Annotated in this window: 17 protein-coding genes and 1 pseudogene; 10 read left to right on the forward strand and 8 right to left on the reverse strand. The window is 51.4% G+C overall.

Going from position 1 to position 16,106, the window contains the following annotated elements; genetic code table 11:
* Window positions 1–13 precede the first annotated feature (13 nt).
* Complete coding sequence (locus tag R2103_RS04295) at window positions 14–931, forward strand: hypothetical protein (protein ID WP_317530286.1); 918 nt, start codon at window positions 14–16, stop codon at window positions 929–931.
* A gap of 225 nt (window positions 932–1,156) precedes the next feature.
* A complete protein-coding gene (locus R2103_RS04300; RefSeq protein WP_317530287.1) occupies window positions 1,157–2,479 on the forward strand; it encodes an SLC13 family permease in 1,323 nt (440 codons plus the stop codon).
* Between the two features lie 169 nt (window positions 2,480–2,648).
* Here the strand turns inward: R2103_RS04300 and R2103_RS04305 are convergent, their stop codons facing one another.
* From R2103_RS04305 to ampD, 3 genes and pseudogenes are all read right to left on the reverse strand, one after another.
* Window positions 2,649–3,008, reverse strand: coding sequence for a type II toxin-antitoxin system HigA family antitoxin (locus R2103_RS04305; protein WP_317530288.1), 360 nt, complete (start codon window positions 3,006–3,008; stop codon window positions 2,649–2,651).
* A gap of 17 nt (window positions 3,009–3,025) precedes the next feature.
* Window positions 3,026–3,121: pseudogene (locus R2103_RS04310) on the reverse strand (type II toxin-antitoxin system HigB family toxin); the annotation flags it as partial.
* A gap of 13 nt (window positions 3,122–3,134) precedes the next feature.
* Complete coding sequence (gene ampD / locus R2103_RS04315; RefSeq protein ID WP_317530290.1) at window positions 3,135–3,710, reverse strand: 1,6-anhydro-N-acetylmuramyl-L-alanine amidase AmpD; 576 nt, start codon at window positions 3,708–3,710, stop codon at window positions 3,135–3,137.
* Between the two features lie 74 nt (window positions 3,711–3,784).
* Here ampD and tmk point away from each other — a divergent pair, with 74 nt between their 5' ends.
* Both tmk and holB read left to right on the forward strand, forming a co-directional pair.
* Complete coding sequence (gene tmk / locus R2103_RS04320) at window positions 3,785–4,411, forward strand: dTMP kinase (protein WP_317530291.1); 627 nt, start codon at window positions 3,785–3,787, stop codon at window positions 4,409–4,411.
* A complete protein-coding gene (gene holB / locus R2103_RS04325; RefSeq protein ID WP_317530292.1) occupies window positions 4,404–5,444 on the forward strand; it encodes a DNA polymerase III subunit delta' in 1,041 nt (346 codons plus the stop codon). The genes tmk and holB overlap by 8 nt, the downstream gene beginning before the upstream one ends.
* Before the next feature lie 7 nt (window positions 5,445–5,451).
* Here the strand turns inward: holB and R2103_RS04330 are convergent, their stop codons facing one another.
* A complete protein-coding gene (locus R2103_RS04330; protein WP_317530293.1) occupies window positions 5,452–5,973 on the reverse strand; it encodes a heme-binding protein in 522 nt (173 codons plus the stop codon).
* An 82-nt stretch (window positions 5,974–6,055) separates the two neighbouring features.
* Here R2103_RS04330 and R2103_RS04335 point away from each other — a divergent pair, with 82 nt between their 5' ends.
* Window positions 6,056–6,766 carry a dienelactone hydrolase family protein gene (locus tag R2103_RS04335; protein ID WP_317530294.1) on the forward strand — a complete coding sequence of 237 codons (711 nt, stop codon included), beginning with the start codon at window positions 6,056–6,058 and terminating at the stop codon, window positions 6,764–6,766.
* Window positions 6,767–6,901: 135 nt separating this feature from the next.
* The gene (locus tag R2103_RS04340) at window positions 6,902–9,598 is read left to right on the forward strand and encodes a beta strand repeat-containing protein (RefSeq protein ID WP_317530295.1); all 2,697 of its coding nucleotides are present in this window, start codon (window positions 6,902–6,904) and stop codon (window positions 9,596–9,598) included.
* A gap of 20 nt (window positions 9,599–9,618) precedes the next feature.
* Here the strand turns inward: R2103_RS04340 and R2103_RS04345 are convergent, their stop codons facing one another.
* The 3 genes from R2103_RS04345 to R2103_RS04355 form a co-directional block, all read right to left on the reverse strand.
* A complete protein-coding gene (locus tag R2103_RS04345) occupies window positions 9,619–10,803 on the reverse strand; it encodes an iron-containing alcohol dehydrogenase (RefSeq protein WP_317530296.1) in 1,185 nt (394 codons plus the stop codon).
* Window positions 10,800–11,105 carry an antibiotic biosynthesis monooxygenase gene (locus tag R2103_RS04350; protein WP_317530297.1) on the reverse strand — a complete coding sequence of 102 codons (306 nt, stop codon included), beginning with the start codon at window positions 11,103–11,105 and terminating at the stop codon, window positions 10,800–10,802. Before R2103_RS04350 ends, R2103_RS04345 begins: the two co-directional genes overlap by 4 nt.
* 139 nt (window positions 11,106–11,244) lie before the next feature.
* Window positions 11,245–12,513, reverse strand: coding sequence for a folate/biopterin family MFS transporter (locus R2103_RS04355; protein ID WP_317530298.1), 1,269 nt, complete (start codon window positions 12,511–12,513; stop codon window positions 11,245–11,247).
* A 223-nt stretch (window positions 12,514–12,736) separates the two neighbouring features.
* On the opposite strand from R2103_RS04355, the gene R2103_RS04360 reads away from it, so the two are divergent.
* From R2103_RS04360 to R2103_RS04375, 4 genes are all read left to right on the forward strand, one after another.
* Window positions 12,737–14,353 (forward strand): fatty acid--CoA ligase, encoded by a 1,617-nt coding sequence (locus R2103_RS04360; RefSeq protein ID WP_317530299.1) that lies wholly within the window; start codon window positions 12,737–12,739, stop codon window positions 14,351–14,353.
* A gap of 153 nt (window positions 14,354–14,506) precedes the next feature.
* Window positions 14,507–14,932: a hypothetical protein gene (locus R2103_RS04365; RefSeq protein ID WP_317530300.1), complete on the forward strand. Its 426-nt coding sequence runs from the start codon at window positions 14,507–14,509 to the stop codon at window positions 14,930–14,932.
* Between the two features lie 16 nt (window positions 14,933–14,948).
* Complete coding sequence (locus R2103_RS04370) at window positions 14,949–15,494, forward strand: YMGG-like glycine zipper-containing protein (protein ID WP_317530301.1); 546 nt, start codon at window positions 14,949–14,951, stop codon at window positions 15,492–15,494.
* 71 nt (window positions 15,495–15,565) lie between these two features.
* Complete coding sequence (locus R2103_RS04375) at window positions 15,566–15,751, forward strand: DUF3330 domain-containing protein (protein ID WP_317530302.1); 186 nt, start codon at window positions 15,566–15,568, stop codon at window positions 15,749–15,751.
* 16 nt (window positions 15,752–15,767) lie between these two features.
* On the opposite strand, the gene R2103_RS04380 is transcribed toward R2103_RS04375, so the two are convergent.
* Window positions 15,768–16,100, reverse strand: coding sequence for a DOPA 4,5-dioxygenase family protein (locus tag R2103_RS04380; RefSeq protein WP_317530303.1), 333 nt, complete (start codon window positions 16,098–16,100; stop codon window positions 15,768–15,770).
* Between the last annotated feature and the right edge of the window lie 6 nt (window positions 16,101–16,106).

The following is a 16,106-nucleotide window of genomic DNA, read 5'->3' on the forward strand; positions in this document are numbered from 1 at the left end:
GAAGGTATTGAACATGGAGTTCCTTTTTATTTCATTATTTGGGGTAAGCTATGCAGCTTTTATTGGCGTCAGTATTTTTTTATTAACAGGAAGAAATAGACAAATATCATTTTTTGAATTTGGAATATCTAAAATTGATTCTGCTTATTTAATTCCTCTTGCGTTCTTATTAGTTACTTTCATTTTTGCAGCCCTGATCCTACGAGATCATCCGATAATTAAAGCATTTTATCCACCAGATAATAATTTAATTAATAACTTGCAAGATGAAATTAAAAAATTAAAAGAAAGTAACCAAAATAAAGGAAGAAATTTATGTACTGAGCTTGAGGATGCAAAATATTTTCAGTTTCAAAAAGATTATGAATATATTTTTACTGACAAAGACTTTACGAAAGATACTGGTGTTCGTGCAATCGCAATTGATGGAAGCTGGAATATTGATAAGGAAAAGAGTTGCACCTCAGATAAGGGTGATCAATATATAGTAGGAAAAGATATTTCAAAGCATCGCATAGAAATTAAACAAGATAACGGAGAATTTAAGCCAGTTGGATATGCAACATCATTATATGATTCTAAAGTGCATATTAGTGAAGAAGGAAAGTTTGGGCTTCGAAGTATAATGAAGCCAGATTTGATGAAATTTATACCTCTAAAAGATGTTCCTTCTACTGAAGAAATTCTTCGCAAAGTTTGCTTATATGATAAGCATAGGCGACAGAAACATAACTTAATAGATGTAGAAGAATCTGATGCAAAAAAAAGCCAACCATGTATTACAACTATGGGGAAAAGTGATCATCGAATCGTAATGGCTTTTATTTGTAGTGGTTATACTAGGGTAATGTTTCAGAATAATCTTCAAAGTGAAGCTCAAGATATAAATACTCTCCCAGGAAACAGTATATCTTGTCCATCCGAAAAATAAATTTTACAAATACATAATATTGATCAGCAGGCTTAATAAGCATAAAACCGGGGAAGCGAAAATCTATATAAAAAATACACATTCTGATCGTTTTTACCACTTAGTAGTTGTAATGCTAGTAATTTTTTATTACTAGCTAAAACTTTTGAAAAAAATCAGATCATTAAAATTATAGTAATGCGTAATTATTTAGCTTTATTTTTTGGCCCCTTATTTGCAATACTTGTGGCAACCAGCATGAACGCCTCCGGCTGGGACACCAAAGCCTGCTGGGCCGGGGCCATCGTCACTTTGTGCGTTGTCTGGTGGATTTTTGAGCCGATTCCGATACCGGTGACGTCGATCATTCCGTTGGCGGTGTTTCCGCTGGCGGGGGTGTTGACCAAGGAGGACATTGCGCGAGCGTACGGCGACGATATGGTGTTGCTGATGCTCGGCGGTTTCATGATCTCGGCGGCGCTAGCGCACTCCGGCGCGCATCACCGGCTGGCGCTCGGGCTGATTCGCATCGTCGGCGGGCATAGCAGCCGACGCATCGTGTTCGGGTTTTTGTGCGCCTGCGCATTCATCAGTATGTGGATTTCCAATACGGCCACTACGTTGATGATGCTGCCGCTGGCGCTGGCGGTGATCGATCAAAGTGGCGACAAAAAACTGGCCATTCCGTTGCTGTTGTCGGTCGCTTACGGCAGCAGTATCGGCGGATTGGGTTCGCCGATCGGCACGCCGCCGAATCTGGTGTTCATGCGCGAGTATGAAAGCTTCACGGGGACCACGGTCAGTTTTACGCAGTGGATGAGCTGGGGCGTGCCGGTGGTGCTGTTGATGACGCCGCTGGCGGGTTTGTGGTTGACCCGGCATTTACATTTTAAGGGCGAATTGACGATGCCGCCGACTGGGCCGTGGCGCGCGGAAGAGCGGCGCATGCTGCTGATTTTCGGGCTGACCGTGCTGGCGTGGATCACGCGCAACGAACCGTTCGGTGGCTGGAGCGTCTGGCTCGGTTTGAAAGGGGCGAGCGATGCGACGGTGGCATTGATCGCCGTGGTGGCGATGTTTCTGATTCCGAACGGCCGTGGCAGCCAATTGCTGGACTGGGATACCGCGGTCAAGGTGCCGTGGGGTATTTTGATTTTGTTTGCCGGAGGGATTGCGATTGCGCAGGCATTCATGGAAACCGGATTGTCGCAAGCGGTGGGCGAGCAGTTGTCCGTTTTGTCCGGTCTGCATCCGTTGATCATCATTGTATTCGTTGCACTATCGGTTACTTTTCTGACTGAAATAACGAGTAATACGGCCATCACCGTTCTGTTGATGCCCATTCTCGGTCCGGCTGCGCTAGCCGCCAATGTCGATCCCGCGCTGCTGATGCTGCCAGCCGCGATGGCCGCCAGCTATGGTTTCATGATGCCGGTCGGCACGCCGCCGAATGCGATCGTGTTCGGTACCGGCGCGGTGCCGATCAGCAGCATGGTGCGCGAAGGGTTGGTGCTTAACTTTATTGGGGCTGCGGTGATCACGACGGTGTGTTATTGGCTGGTCGGTTGATCAAGCTCGGTAGGATGTGCCGGCTACAAGGAGGCGCATCAATCGAACGTGGAGTCACATCTTGATATCACAGTGAATTCAGCGCACGGTAAGGGGTCGTGTCCTGATAGTGTATTTTTGCAACGACTGAAACATCAAACCGGATCTCGGTAAGCCAGCATCTCCGAATTCAGGCCGGTTGTTTTATCAAAGACTCCGCTGGAATTCCCAGTTCCTGGTGCAATTTTTGGATCATTCTTAGCGTTAGCGCGCGTTTCCGGTTCAAAACTTCATAGACGCGGTTGCTTTTTCCAATCATCGGTTCTAGGTCTTTGACCGTTAAACCTTTCTGTTCCATTTCAAATTTGATGGCTTCTACCGGATCGGGGAGATCAAGCGGAAAATGCTTGCGCTCATAGGCTTCGATCAGTGTTACCAAGATATCCAGCTTTTCACCTTCCGGCGTGTTAGGTTCGGCCGTCATCAGTGTTTCCACTTCTTTCAGCGCAGCGCGGTAGTCAGTATCGGTCTTGATGGGTTTGATGTTCATGGTGGTTGTTCCTGGTGCTAAATTGTTTGTGCATCGATCCGGTCGTATTGAGCGTGTGTACCTATGAAACGGATATAGACAACGCTATATGCGTAGTTAATCCATACCACTAAAAGCTCTTCGGTACTATATTAATCCAGAATCATCACGACGGATGATTAAGTTGTTACCCAGGTTTTGACTATACTTCCCCCAATCAAACCAAGGCCCCGGGTCGGTTTTGCGCCCGGGGGCGATGTCCGAATGCCCGGCGATACTCTGAATCGGGTAGTGCTCGGACAAACACCGGGTCAAACCGATCAAAGTTTCATACTGCGCATCGGTAAACGGCGTGGTGTCGCTGCCTTCCAGCTCGATACCGATGGAGAAATCGTTGCACCGTTCGCGGCCTTGCCATTGCGAAACACCGGCATGCCAAGCGCGTTTCATACAAGGTACGAACTGAATGATCGCTCCATCGCGGCGGATGAAAAAATGCGCCGAGACTTTCAAGCCCTGTAACGTCTGATAATAAGGATGTGCCTGCGGGTCGATGTGATTGGTGAACAATTCAATCACACCATCGCCACCGAATTCATCCGGCGGCAGGCTGATGTTGTGGATCACCAGTAAGCTGATTTCCGTGCCTGCCGGGCGTTCGTCGCAATTGGGCGAGGCGATAAATTGAGCGGAATCCAGAAGACCTGCGGCATCGATTGGCATGCGTTAAAATGAGCGGATAATTAACTGATCGCGCATGGTAGCGTACCTTCATAAAACTTGAAAACCGGAATGGCATGACACAAGGCAAATTCATTACCCTGGAAGGCATCGACGGCGCGGGCAAGTCGACGCAGCTGGCGTGGATTGTCGAGTTGTTGCAGCGCCAAGGATTGCAGGCCGTCGTCACACGTGAGCCGGGTGGTACCGGACTGGGTGAGCGATTGCGCGCTGTGCTGCTGGATAAATCCATGACGATGCACGCGGAGACTGAAGCTTTGCTGATGTTTGCGGCGCGGCGAGAGCATTTGGATAAAGTGATTCTGCCTGCGCTAGCGCAAGGGCGGTGGGTGATATCGGATCGTTTCACCGACGCCAGCTTTGCCTACCAAGGCGGAGGGAGAGGATTGGATACCGGTAAACTGGAAATTCTGGAACACTGGGTGCAGAGTGCTTTGCAGCCCGATTTGACGCTGTATTTCGATGTGCCGGTGGAAGTTGGACGACAGCGCGTTAGTCAAGGGGGGGGTATGGATCGATTCGAGCAAGAACAAGCCGAGTTTTTCCAGCGCGTGCGTGCAGCGTATCTGGATAGAGCCCGGCAGTTTCCAGGCCGCATTAAAATCATCGATAGCAGCCAGTCCTTAGCGGAAGTGAAAGCGGCGGTTGAACTGACTCTGCAGCCTTTGTTGAATCATGGCTGATATTTATAGCTGGCAACACGACATCTGGCAGAAATTGATGCATAGCCGTCAATTCCAGGGGCACGCGCTGCTGCTCAAAGGCAAAAAGGGCACCGGCAAATACGAATTTGCCCGTCAATTGGCGAAGTCATTACTGTGTACAGCACCAGCTACCGGACAAAAAGCGTGCGGAACGTGCTTGAGTTGCGGCTGGTTTGAGCAAGCTAGCCATCCCAATTTTTATCAGGTCATGCCGGAAGCGTTGCTTACCAATTCCGATAGCAATGCTGAAAAAGAAGACAGTGAAGAAAAATCCGGCAGTGCCGCACCCAAGAAAAGCGCCAGTCAACAAATCGGCGTTGAGCAAATCCGCAAGTTGACGGATTTTGTTTATATGAGTGGACATCAAAATGGTCTCAAAATCATCCTGATTTATCCGGCGGAAACCATGAACAGTGCAGCAGCCAATGCACTGTTGAAAAAACTCGAGGAGCCGCCGGAGCAGGTATTGTTTCTGCTGGTAACGCATCAAGCGCAGCGTTTGCTGCCGACCATCCGCAGCCGCTGCCAGCAAATCGCGATGCCGCTCCCGGATGCGGCGGCAGCGCTGGCGTGGTTAAAGCAGCAGGAAGTCAGCGACCCTGAAGCCAGTCTGGCGGCCGCCGGTTTTTCTCCGTTAACGGCGCTGCTGCTGGCTAAAGGAGAAAATGCAGCGCAATACGGGCAATTCATCGAGCAAATCGGCCATCCCAGCCGGTTGGATCCGCTATCCCTGGCGGAAGCTTTGCAACAAACCAATCTATCCATCGTCGTCAATTGGCTGCAAAAATGGTGTTACGACCTGGTCAGCTATCGCACCAGCGGAAAAATCCGCTACTACGTGAAACAGTTACCGGCCATCCAAGCGCTCAGCCAACACATGGATTTACCCGGGTGTGTGACCTTCACCCGGGGGCTCAACGCCAAGCAGCAGCTATCGCATCATCCGCTGAATCCGCGCTTATTCCTGGAAGAAATGTTCATCGCGTATGCCGCCATGATGACGCGGAAATAATCACAGCTTATTTCTTTTCATACGTTTCGTCGGCTTTCAGCACTTTCAGCGCCGCACTGGCGCAGACTTCATCGAACTCAATGCCCGGCGCGCCGCCGACGCCGATGCCACCGACCACCTCACCGCCGATCTTGATCGGGAAGCCGCCGCCCAATAACAAAATATTCTCGTTCAAGCGCGTCAAACTTTGCAATTCCGGTTTCTGCGCAACGAGCACGGCGTATTTGTGTGTCGAATCGCGCAAGCTGTTGGCGGTGTAAGCTTTGCGGCGGCTGCTATCCAACGTATGCGGCCCGGCACCATCGGCTTTCAGTTGTACCTTGAGTAATCCGGATTGGTCGACAATCGCCACGCTGACTTTGAAGCCATCGTCGTGACATTTTTTGATTGCCGCCATCGCCGCCTGGGTTGATAATTCCAGCGGTAAAACCTTTTGTGTGGGGAAATCCTGCGCGAAAGACGGAGTGGATAATAAGCACAGCGATAGTGCTGAAACACTGACTGCAACTTGTTTAAGTGTGTTTGTCATGATCAAGTCCTTTGGGTCAATTATTAGGGATGTATTGAGACACGCAGTGAGATTATCACTGCTTTCAAGTAAAGGAGACAACATGATTACAAAAACGATCGATTATCAGGATGGCAGCACACCACTCGAAGGCTATCTGGCGTATCACGACACCGGCACGCCGAAACCCGCCGTGCTGGTGGCGCACGATTGGAGCGGACGGCGCGAACTGGCGTGCAAAGGCGCGGAAAGAATCGCCGACATGGGGTACGTGGGTTTTGCCTTGGATATGTATGGCAAAGGCATCTTCGGTGCGGATGGCGACGCGGATAGAAACGGTGCGTTGATGGCGCCATATGCGCAAGACCGGGCATTATTACGGCGCAGAATCAATGCCGCGCTGCACGCCGTGCGGCAACTGCCGCAAGTGGACCCAGCCCGGGTGGCCGCGATGGGCTACTGTTTCGGCGGTCTATGCGTGCTGGAACTGGCACGCTCCGGCGCGGATGTCAAAGGCGTGATCAGCATTCACGGTATCTTCGCGCCGGGCAATGTTCCCAACGAAACCATCACCGCCAAAGTGCTCTGCCTGCACGGCCACGACGACCCGATGGTGCCACCCGAACAAGTTCTCGCGTTCGAAACCGAGATGACTCGCGCCAACGTCGATTGGCAAGTGCACGTCTACGGTGGCACGATGCACGCCTTCACTAACCCGAAAGCCAACAATCCCAGCTTTGGCACGGTGTACAAGGAAGTGGCGGCGAATAGAGCGTACCGGTCGGTTGAGAATTTTTTGGGTGAGGTGTTTTAATAAGAAATTGCTGTGCCTAAATTAAGGCATTTGCTTATTTTGTTTCCATAGAAAGCGGCCTAACATGATGTAAGTTTCAAGATGGCTTTCGCGACACCGTTGATGTCGCCTATTTCTCTTTATGGAGGCTACATAATGCATAAGCAGCCATTCGTATTAATTTTTGCAGTAAGTTTTGTTTCCGCTGGTTTTGTCAACCAAGCCGTTCATGCGGATACCAAAACCTGGAGCAGCAGTGATGGTTTCTGGCATGACGACAGTAGCTGGTCTCCATCCGGTGTTCCGGGTAGTGGTGACGACGTAATCGTCAGCCCGTACGGCGGGGTGGACACGATATTGAATTTCTCCAGCGCTACCGGCAATCGCTCGGCCAATTCGCTGTTGATTAGTTCAGAAACGGCTAACACCATTAGCTTCCTGCAGGCTGGTGGTAGTTTGACTGTTTCCAGTCAAATAGTCGGCTCCGGTTTTGATTCCGGTTCGTCCGGGCACGGGAGTTATGTGCTCAGTGGCGGTAGTCTATCGGCAGAAGAGGAGGTCATCGGTGATAGTTACACACTTATCCCAGATGTATATGGTGTTTTTACCCAAAGCGGGGGTACAAATACGGTGACTAACCTGATTATTAGCCGGGCCGGTAGCCGTGGCGAATATAACCTGAGTGGTGGTAGCTTGTTGGTAGATAACGAGGTCATTGGGATTGGTTACGATGTTTATTCTTTCGGCACCAATGGCATTTTTACTCAATCCGGTGGCATGCATGTGGTAAATGGTGGGCTTTCCATTGGCGAACGTGGGTTCGGTACTTATACCTTATCTGCAGGCAGCCTATCGGCGAATAGTGAATCCATAGGTTCTGCTATTGCTCCTTGGGAGAGTGGTTCCGGTAATTTTACCCAGAACGGTGGCAAACACACCGTGAGTGACACCCTCTCCATTGGATATGGTCCAAATGGAAGGGGGAGCTATATCTTAAACGAAGGCAGTCTATCGACGAATAGTGAATCCATAGGCTCTACTATTTATTCTAATCCTATGGAAGGAGCCACCGGCATCTTTACTCAGAGCGGTGGCACACACACGGTGAGTGACATTCTCTCCATTGGATTAGGTGGATTTGGTACCTATACCTTAAACGCAGGCAGTCTTTCGACGAAAAGTGAATCTATAGGCTCTACTTTTTATCGTGATCCAATGGTAGTCGGCGGTACCGGTATCTTTACCCAGAGCGGCGGTACACACACGGTGAGTGGCATTCTTTCTATCGGTATTGGAGAGGCGAGTACCGGAAAATATGATCTGAATGCCGGTAGCCTATCGGCAGGTAGTGAGCATATTTATTCCGGTACTTTCAACCAGACCGGCGGTACAAATACAGTGAATCGTCTTACCCTTGGTCTTGTCGGCAGCAGCGGTATTTATAACTTGAGTGCCGGTAGCCTGTTGGCAGATATTGAGTTCATCGGACAAGGCGATGGCAGTCATTATCTACCTGATGGTCATGGCGACCTCACTCAAAGTGGCGGCATGCATACGGTGCGTGGCGAGCTTTTCATTGGTTACGATGGGGGAGTCGGCACCTATAACTTGAGCGCTGGTGACTTATTGGCAGATAGCGAGTTTGTCGGATCCGGTAGATATTTTGATAATATCGGCAGCGGCTATTTCACCCAAAGTGGTGGTACACATACAGTGATTCATGACTTTATTGTTGGAAATTATTTTGGTTCCGCCAGCTATTACCTCAGTGCCGGTAGTTTATCGGTGAGTTCCGAGTTTATCGGCGGCGGTGTTTTCAGCAGCGGAACCTTCATTCAAAGTGGTGGCACGAATACGGTGAGTGATATCCTTTCCATTGGTAGTGGGGTCGAAAGTACTGGAAAATATGACCTGAATGCCGGTAGTCTGTCAGTTGGTAGTGAGTTCATAGGAGGTGGGCCTTGCTGTAGCGCCTCTACAGGTACTTTCAACCAAACCGGTGGTGTTCATACCATAGCTGGTCTTATGACAAATAACGGCGTTTACAATCATTCCGGCGGTGCCTTTGTGGTTGGTGCAATAGATAATAGCGGCACGATAACCCAAACCGGCGGCACAATGACGGTGAACGGCAATGTTACCAATACCGCGAGCGGAAAGATTGAGATAGCAAATAGCCCGGCCATATTCACCGGTGACGTTGTCAATAATGGACAATTTAAGACCACGCACACGACAGTCACCTTCTCCGGTACCTACACGGAAAATGGCTCGTACATCAGTGATCCATCGATCAATAATTTTACTAACATAATCATCGGCACAAGCGGTTATCTCGTTGGCGGTACTGGAGATGAGTGGCACATCACGGGCAGCTTTGAGAATCACAGTCTGCAAAATACGCTATGGAATACCGCTAACGCCGGCTTGTTCTTCGATGGTAGCGGATTGAAAAGTCTCTACCTGGCAGGTATAGATGAAGGCGCGTCGCCCTTCGGCTTTACCAATAACTTTGCTTTCGGATCACTGTTCCTCGCGCAGGGTGCCGAGCTTAATATTTTGGATGGTAACGCAACGCCGGGTGCGGCGATGTATGTGGAACAGTTCAATCTAGCGGGTGGTGTTAGCCAATTGAGCAGCATCCATAGCGATTACAATATTTACTATAACCCGGCTTTGGCTGGTAATGCATATCTGCTGGGAAAAACTTATGCGCTGGATGGCGGTGGTTTGCTTATGGCTGCTGTTCCGGAACCAGAGACTTATGCCATGCTGCTGGCTGGGCTTAGCGTACTGGGTTTTGCTATCCGGCGCAGGGAGCAAAATCGAAAACGTTTAAACCGATTTGATTGAATTCAGAAAACGGTATCCTATTACAGTCGCTCCAACAAAATCTGCCTGATTTCCTCATCCGTGAGCACAATCGGATTAGTTTTCATGCTGCTGCCACGGCAGTTGGCGATGACTTTGTCGAGTCCTGCTTCCTGCAGGCCGTAATGCGAGAGGCGCGGCAGGGCGAGTTCGTCGGTCCATTGTGCCAGCAGGCCGGTGAGGGCATTGAAAGCTGTTTCCGGGTCGATAAAGCGTTTTTCGCAGAGAATTTCCGCAACGTGTAAATATTTCGCCAGTGCTTGGTTGTTGGGTTCTCGCGCTAATAAGCTGTGTATATTGACGCGGGTGGCGGCTGCGACCAGGGTGCCGCAGACGGCGCCGTGCGGGATCGGGTAGAAAGCGCCGAGCGGCGAAGCCAGGCCGTGCACCGAGCCCAAGCCCACTTGTGCTAGTGTGATGCCGGAGAGCAGGGCGGCGTACGCCATTTTTTCGCGATGGCGCGCCAGGTCGCCGTGTTGACGGTAAAGCGGAATCAGCGCATCGCGGGCGGCTTGCAGGCCGCTGATGGCCAGCGCGTCGGTGAACGCATTGGATTTCGTCGATACATACGATTCCAGCAGTTGCGTTAGCGCGTCCATGCCGTTGGCGGCGATCACGCTGGCCGGGCAACTGGCCAGCAAATCCGGGTCGACGATGGCGTATTCGGCGACCAGTTTGTCGTGGCGGAATGATTTTTTGAAACCGCTCTCGCCTTGCACGCTGAGCACAGCGTTTTTGGTCGCTTCGCTGCCGGTACCGGCAGTAGTGGGCACGGCGATGAACGGGATGGCAGGGCCTTCATAAGGTAATTCCGGGCCGACGCCTTCCAGGTAATCCATCACCGAGCGTTGCACTGACAATAGTCCGGCTATGGCTTTGGCGGCATCCAGCGCGCTGCCTCCGCCGATGCCAACCACGGCCGCAAAACGATCATTGGCATAGGTTCTGACGAGATCATCGATCAAAGCAGGGGAAGGCTCTTCCGCTACCGTGCAGTGTTGCCAGCCGATTGCGCGTTGCGCAAGCTGATCGATCAAATAGGACCAATGTCCGGTATCGGTAAAGGAACGCGCGCCGGTAACCAGCAAGATGCGCGCGCCATAGTTAGCGATAATATCCGGCAGTTTCTTCAAAACGCCTGCGCCAAATTCGATGCGCGGCAATCGGGCGATGGAAAATGGTGTCATGAGCTGCTCACGGTCGGATACAAACCGTCATAAACGATGCCCTTGCGTGGTTCGGCCATCCAATCCGCGACGGTATCGCGCCAAGCCAGATAATGCGCGGTTTCTTTATGCGCAGCCGCGTCCCGCTGCGATTTATAAGCTTCGTAAAATACAAATTTTGCCGGATCGCCGGCGGATTGCAGAATGTCAAAGCGCACGTTGCCCGGTTCGCGAATGGAGTTTTCGTGATTTACCCGGCAAGCTGCCTTGAACGCGTCGATTTTTTCCGGTTTGACTGAAACATAGACGATGGTGACATACATGATCCGAGTCCTCAGTGTTGGATGGGTTGTGTATCCATAGCTCGAAGATTGATCGAGGCATAAGACGGCGGGTATTTTACTACCAAACTCGCTGGTTGCTGCATCCGATCAAGACATGGGAGAACAGCGCTTAAGCAATTCAGCGTTGGCTTGATTGATCGTCGCGGGCGCGTGCTTCAATACGTTCGATGTGAATCAGCGGAACGAACAGCCAGATGGCGGCGGTCGTGCAGGTCGAGATGGTCACCAGCCAAGTGTACGCAAACGATCCCTCGCCGAGCGAAGTGTACAACTGTGCCCCGATGTTCTGCGAAGCCAGTGTGCCAAAATTGAAAATCGACATGAGCAGTGCGAAGAAAGTCGCTTCCGCCCGTTTCGGGCAGGCCCGGGCGGCCAGATCCAGGAACGCCAAGGTGGTGATCATGTTGGTGACGCCCCAGATCATGTGAATGAACAATGCAGATGTTTCTCCGCGATAAACCAAGTACGCCAGCAAGGTGATGACCGACAGGCCGATCGCGATGTTGATCATGCGCCGCAGCGGCACCGTGCGCGACAGCGCTGCATAGATCAGCGCACCGATGATGCTGAAGGTGGAGTCGATGGAGCTCAGAATGCCGATGTACTGCTGGCTGAAGCCCAGCGTATCGGTTTTGTAGTAGAAAAATGCCGGACCGAATGACGGGCTGAAATTAAAGAGAAAAATGAAGGCCGCGACCAGCCATATCGAGCGCTCTCCAAATCCTTCCCGCAGTGCAATCCAGGTTTCCTGGAACGCTTCAGGTCCTGAATGCACGTACTTTTTCTCACGCACGAAGAAGATCGCCATCAGCAGTACAGTAAACGGAAATATCGCTGAGACCGCAAACGCCGTGTGCAGGTCGCGGTGTTCGGCGAAATACCCGCCCAGTAAACCAACAAAGATCGATGCCGTGGTGATTGCGATCCATTGCACCGACTGAAAAGCACCGGTCAGCCCATGCAACTTACCATTTTCCACCATCAGCGCATCGCTGAGCACATCGTTATACGCCAGGCCGAATCCCATAATCGTATAGAGGACGGCGAGCTCCCAATAACTATACTGCGTGGTCAATGCAGCGACCAGCCCCGCTCCGCACGCCAGCGATGAAGTCAGCAGCATATAACTCTTGCGCCGTTGACCGAAGAGCGGCAGAAAGTCCGAGATCAACCCGTACAGGGGTTTGATGAACCAGGGAATCGATGCCAACAGAAAAAAAGCGGCTACATCGTCGGCTTCAAAACCTTGATCCTTGAAGGTGATCGAGATGGTTTGATCGGTCAACGCCGACATGCCTTGCGCGAAGTAAATGATGGCGAACAGAGCGGCAAAACGCTTTGCCTCGGCGGTTTTGAACAGAAGCAGGTATTTTGTCCAGACATTCATGTTCGCTGAGTTCGGTTTTTATCGTATTGGAATGAAAGGCTTAACGCTTTTTCAGTGCGCTGTAAAAAAGGTAAAAAAATACGCAAAGATTGGTTTGCTGAGCATTATAGCTTGGCAATTCGGCTCACCAGCTGAAATTTAGCAGATAAAGACCGGTTAATCTTGAATGGCAAGATGGTATTCTTGATTGATATCATTGTTGAAACACTCAACTCGCAAAAAAATGACAGCCTATCCACTTCTACTGAAACAGCTTTGGCATACACCGTTGGCGAATGCGCCCGGACAGGAAATTGTTTATCGCGATCAGTTGCGCTTGACTTACCGTCAGGTGTACGCGCGTATTAATCAGCTCGCGGCGGCGCTGGCAGCCGATGGTTTCGAGCAAGGTGATGTCATCGCCGTCATGGATCACGATAGCCACCGCTATCTGGAATGCTATTTTGCCATCCCGATGTACGGTGCGACTCTGATGACGGTCAATACCAAGCTGACTCCGGCGCAGATTGCGTATACCGTGAATCATTCAGGCGCTGCGCTGCTATTGTTGCATGCCGATTTCATCCCGGTGATCGAAGCCATACGCGCGGAATTATCCGGTATACGGAAGATTGTCGTTATCGCCGATGGCGCAGCGCTGCCGCAAACCGCCGTACATTTTGAGCGTGAGTACGAATCCTGGTTGGCGGATAAAACGGAACCTTTTGATTTTACCGATTTCGATGAAAATACCCGCGCGACGGTTTTCTATACCACCGGCACGACCGGCGCGCCCAAAGGTGTTTATTATTCGCACCGGCAATTGGTGTTGCACACGCTCGCTGCCGGTATGGCGCTGGCGGCACCGGCGGCGCATCAGCGCTTGCATGCCGAAGATGTGTACATGCCGCTGACACCGATGTTTCATGTGCATGCCTGGGGCATGCCGTATATTGCCACGCTGCTCGGTATCAAGCAGGTTTATCCCGGGCGTTACGCACCCGATTTCTTATTGAAGTTGATTCGTGAAGAGAAGGTGACTTGTTCGCATTGCGTGCCGACTTTATTAAAAATGATACTCACAGCCGCGCAGGCTTCTGGTACCGATCTGCGCGGCTGGAAAGTCGTGATCGGTGGATCGGCGTTGCCGCATGCGTTGGCTAAGCAAGCGCTGGCGATGGGGGTCGATTGCTTTGCCGGTTACGGTTTATCGGAAACAGCGCCCATATTGACGCTGGCGCAGTTGACCGGCAACAGCCTGCAAGCTTCCGCGCCGGATGATGCGCTGGCTGCGGTGTGCTCCGCCGGGCGTGCGATACCGTTGGTAGAGCTGAAAATCGTTGATGAAACCATGCGGCCGCAGCTGCATGACGGACAAAGCAGCGGTGAGATTGTGGCGCGTGCACCTTGGTTAACGGACGGCTATCTTGCTAACCCAGAAGCCAACGCGGCGCTCTGGCAGGGCGGTTATTTGCATACCCAGGATATCGGCGTGATCGATCCGGATGGCTATCTGCACATTACCGATCGTTTAAAAGATATCATCAAAGTGGCCGGTGAATGGGTGTCGTCGCTGGAAGTCGAGAATGCCTTATCCCTGGTTGCCGGTGTCAAAGAGGTGGCCGTCATCGGCGTGCCGGATAAACGCTGGGGAGAACGTCCGCTGGCATTGCTGGTCGTGGATCAATCGATTTTCAGTGAATCGGCCGTGCATGAGCAAATGCGGCTATCCATCGAACGCGGATTGATTTCAAAGCATGCCTTGCTGACGAAATTCAAGCAAGTCGATGCCATCGCCAAAACCAGCGTGGGTAAAATCGATAAAAAGGCTTTGCGGGCTGAGCACCTGGTTGCCGATTGAACAGTATTGAGGCGGCTAAGCTCGGTGTGAGGTGGATTGAAACCAGAAGCGGCAGCGTTGATTTTGTTTTATCATCTTCGGTACCGATTGAATTCTGCACTTATGTGTCAGTCTAAAAAGCATCTTGCAGCATAACTCGTCAGTGGAGCTTCTATGCGAACTGTTAAACCGATGTATCTGGTCATTGCACTTGTGATAATCCTGGCAAGCAATTCCGTTTGGGCGCGTAGCGGCGGGCATGTCGGCGGTCATAGCCATGGTCACAGTCATTTAAGTATCGGATTGGGTTATTACGGGCCAGGGTTTTATGGCGGCTACGGCTATGGCGGATATGGTTTTGGCGGCTACGGGTTTGGTTATCCGTATTACTACCCGCCGATGTACACCTATCCGCAAACGGTGATTGTGCCCACAACGCCGCCGGTTTATGTCCAGCAGCAACAGGCTCAGCCAGCGCAACCGGCGCAGCCGCAAACCAATTATTGGTATTATTGCCAAGAGGCGGATGGTTACTATCCTTATGTCAAAACTTGCCCGGGGGGCTGGATGCAGGTAGCGCCGCAACCGCCTGGACAATAACGCGGAGAGTTCAAACATGTTTACACCGAAAAGATTATCCGTTTTATTGATGACCGGCATGCTGGCTGCCTGTGCCAATATGCCGACGGGTCCGAGCGTATTGACGTTACCCGGCACCGGCAAGAGCTTTGATCAGTTCCGCGCCGATGACTATGAATGCAGAGCTTACGCGTACCAGCAAATCGGCGGCACAACACCGCAGCAATCGGCTCGTTCCAGCGGTGTGGAAAGCGCGGCGATAGGCACCGGGCTCGGTGCTGCTGCGGGGGCTGCTTTAGGCGGCGGACACGGTGCTGCGATTGGAGCGGGTACGGGGCTTTTGCTCGGTAGCGCGGCCGGGGTAGGGACTGCTTCATCATCCTGGTATGTCAACCAAGACCGGTATGACATCAGCTACATCCAGTGTATGTATGCAAAAGGTCATCGTGTTCCGGTGTCGGGAAATATTACTAACGATCAACCGGTGAGTACCGGCAGCAGCCCCAGAATTGCAACGCCACCGGCAAATTTTACGCCGCCCCCACCCCCGCCGGGTAATCCGCCACCACCGCCACCGCGCTAACCGGATCGCATGTGTGTAACAAGTGATGGCAGGAGCGCAGCAAAACCGGTTTGTATTATTGGGAGACGCTGATGATTGAACAGAAAAAGATAATCGAACCGGAAAAGGTAGCTTGTGAAGTGTGCCTTAAAGAAATACCGCTATCCGAAGCCACCAGTGTGAAAGCGACCGATTACATCGTGTATTACTGCGGACTGGAGTGCTACGATCAATGGAGAAAACAGAAAGAACCGCCTGCACCTGCAGGCAAAGATTGAACGTGCGCGCTTGCCATCAGTTTTTTGTCAGTACCCTCAAATCCAACGGAAGCTCTTCTCCGAGCCATTTGGCATCCACGGTATGGGCTTCCAGCTCGTTTTCCTGCACCGGATGAATGAGCACGGATAGACCTTGCCGCATTTCATCCAGGACCGGCGTGATTTTTTCGATCTCGGATGCCGGAATATGGATTTCAAACATCGGTCTGGAATGCGGACCGATCGGCTTTGCAATCAACCGGCCGACGTAGGTCAATTGCGGAAGCGCTTGAGCAATATTTTCCCGGACAATGGCAGCACGATCGATTTCATTTTCCAGAAAATAAATATGGCCATGGAATGTTTGCATGATCAC

This window comes from Nitrosomonas sp. Is24, from assembly GCF_033063335.1.
Taxonomy (GTDB): Bacteria; Pseudomonadota; Gammaproteobacteria; order Burkholderiales; family Nitrosomonadaceae; genus Nitrosomonas.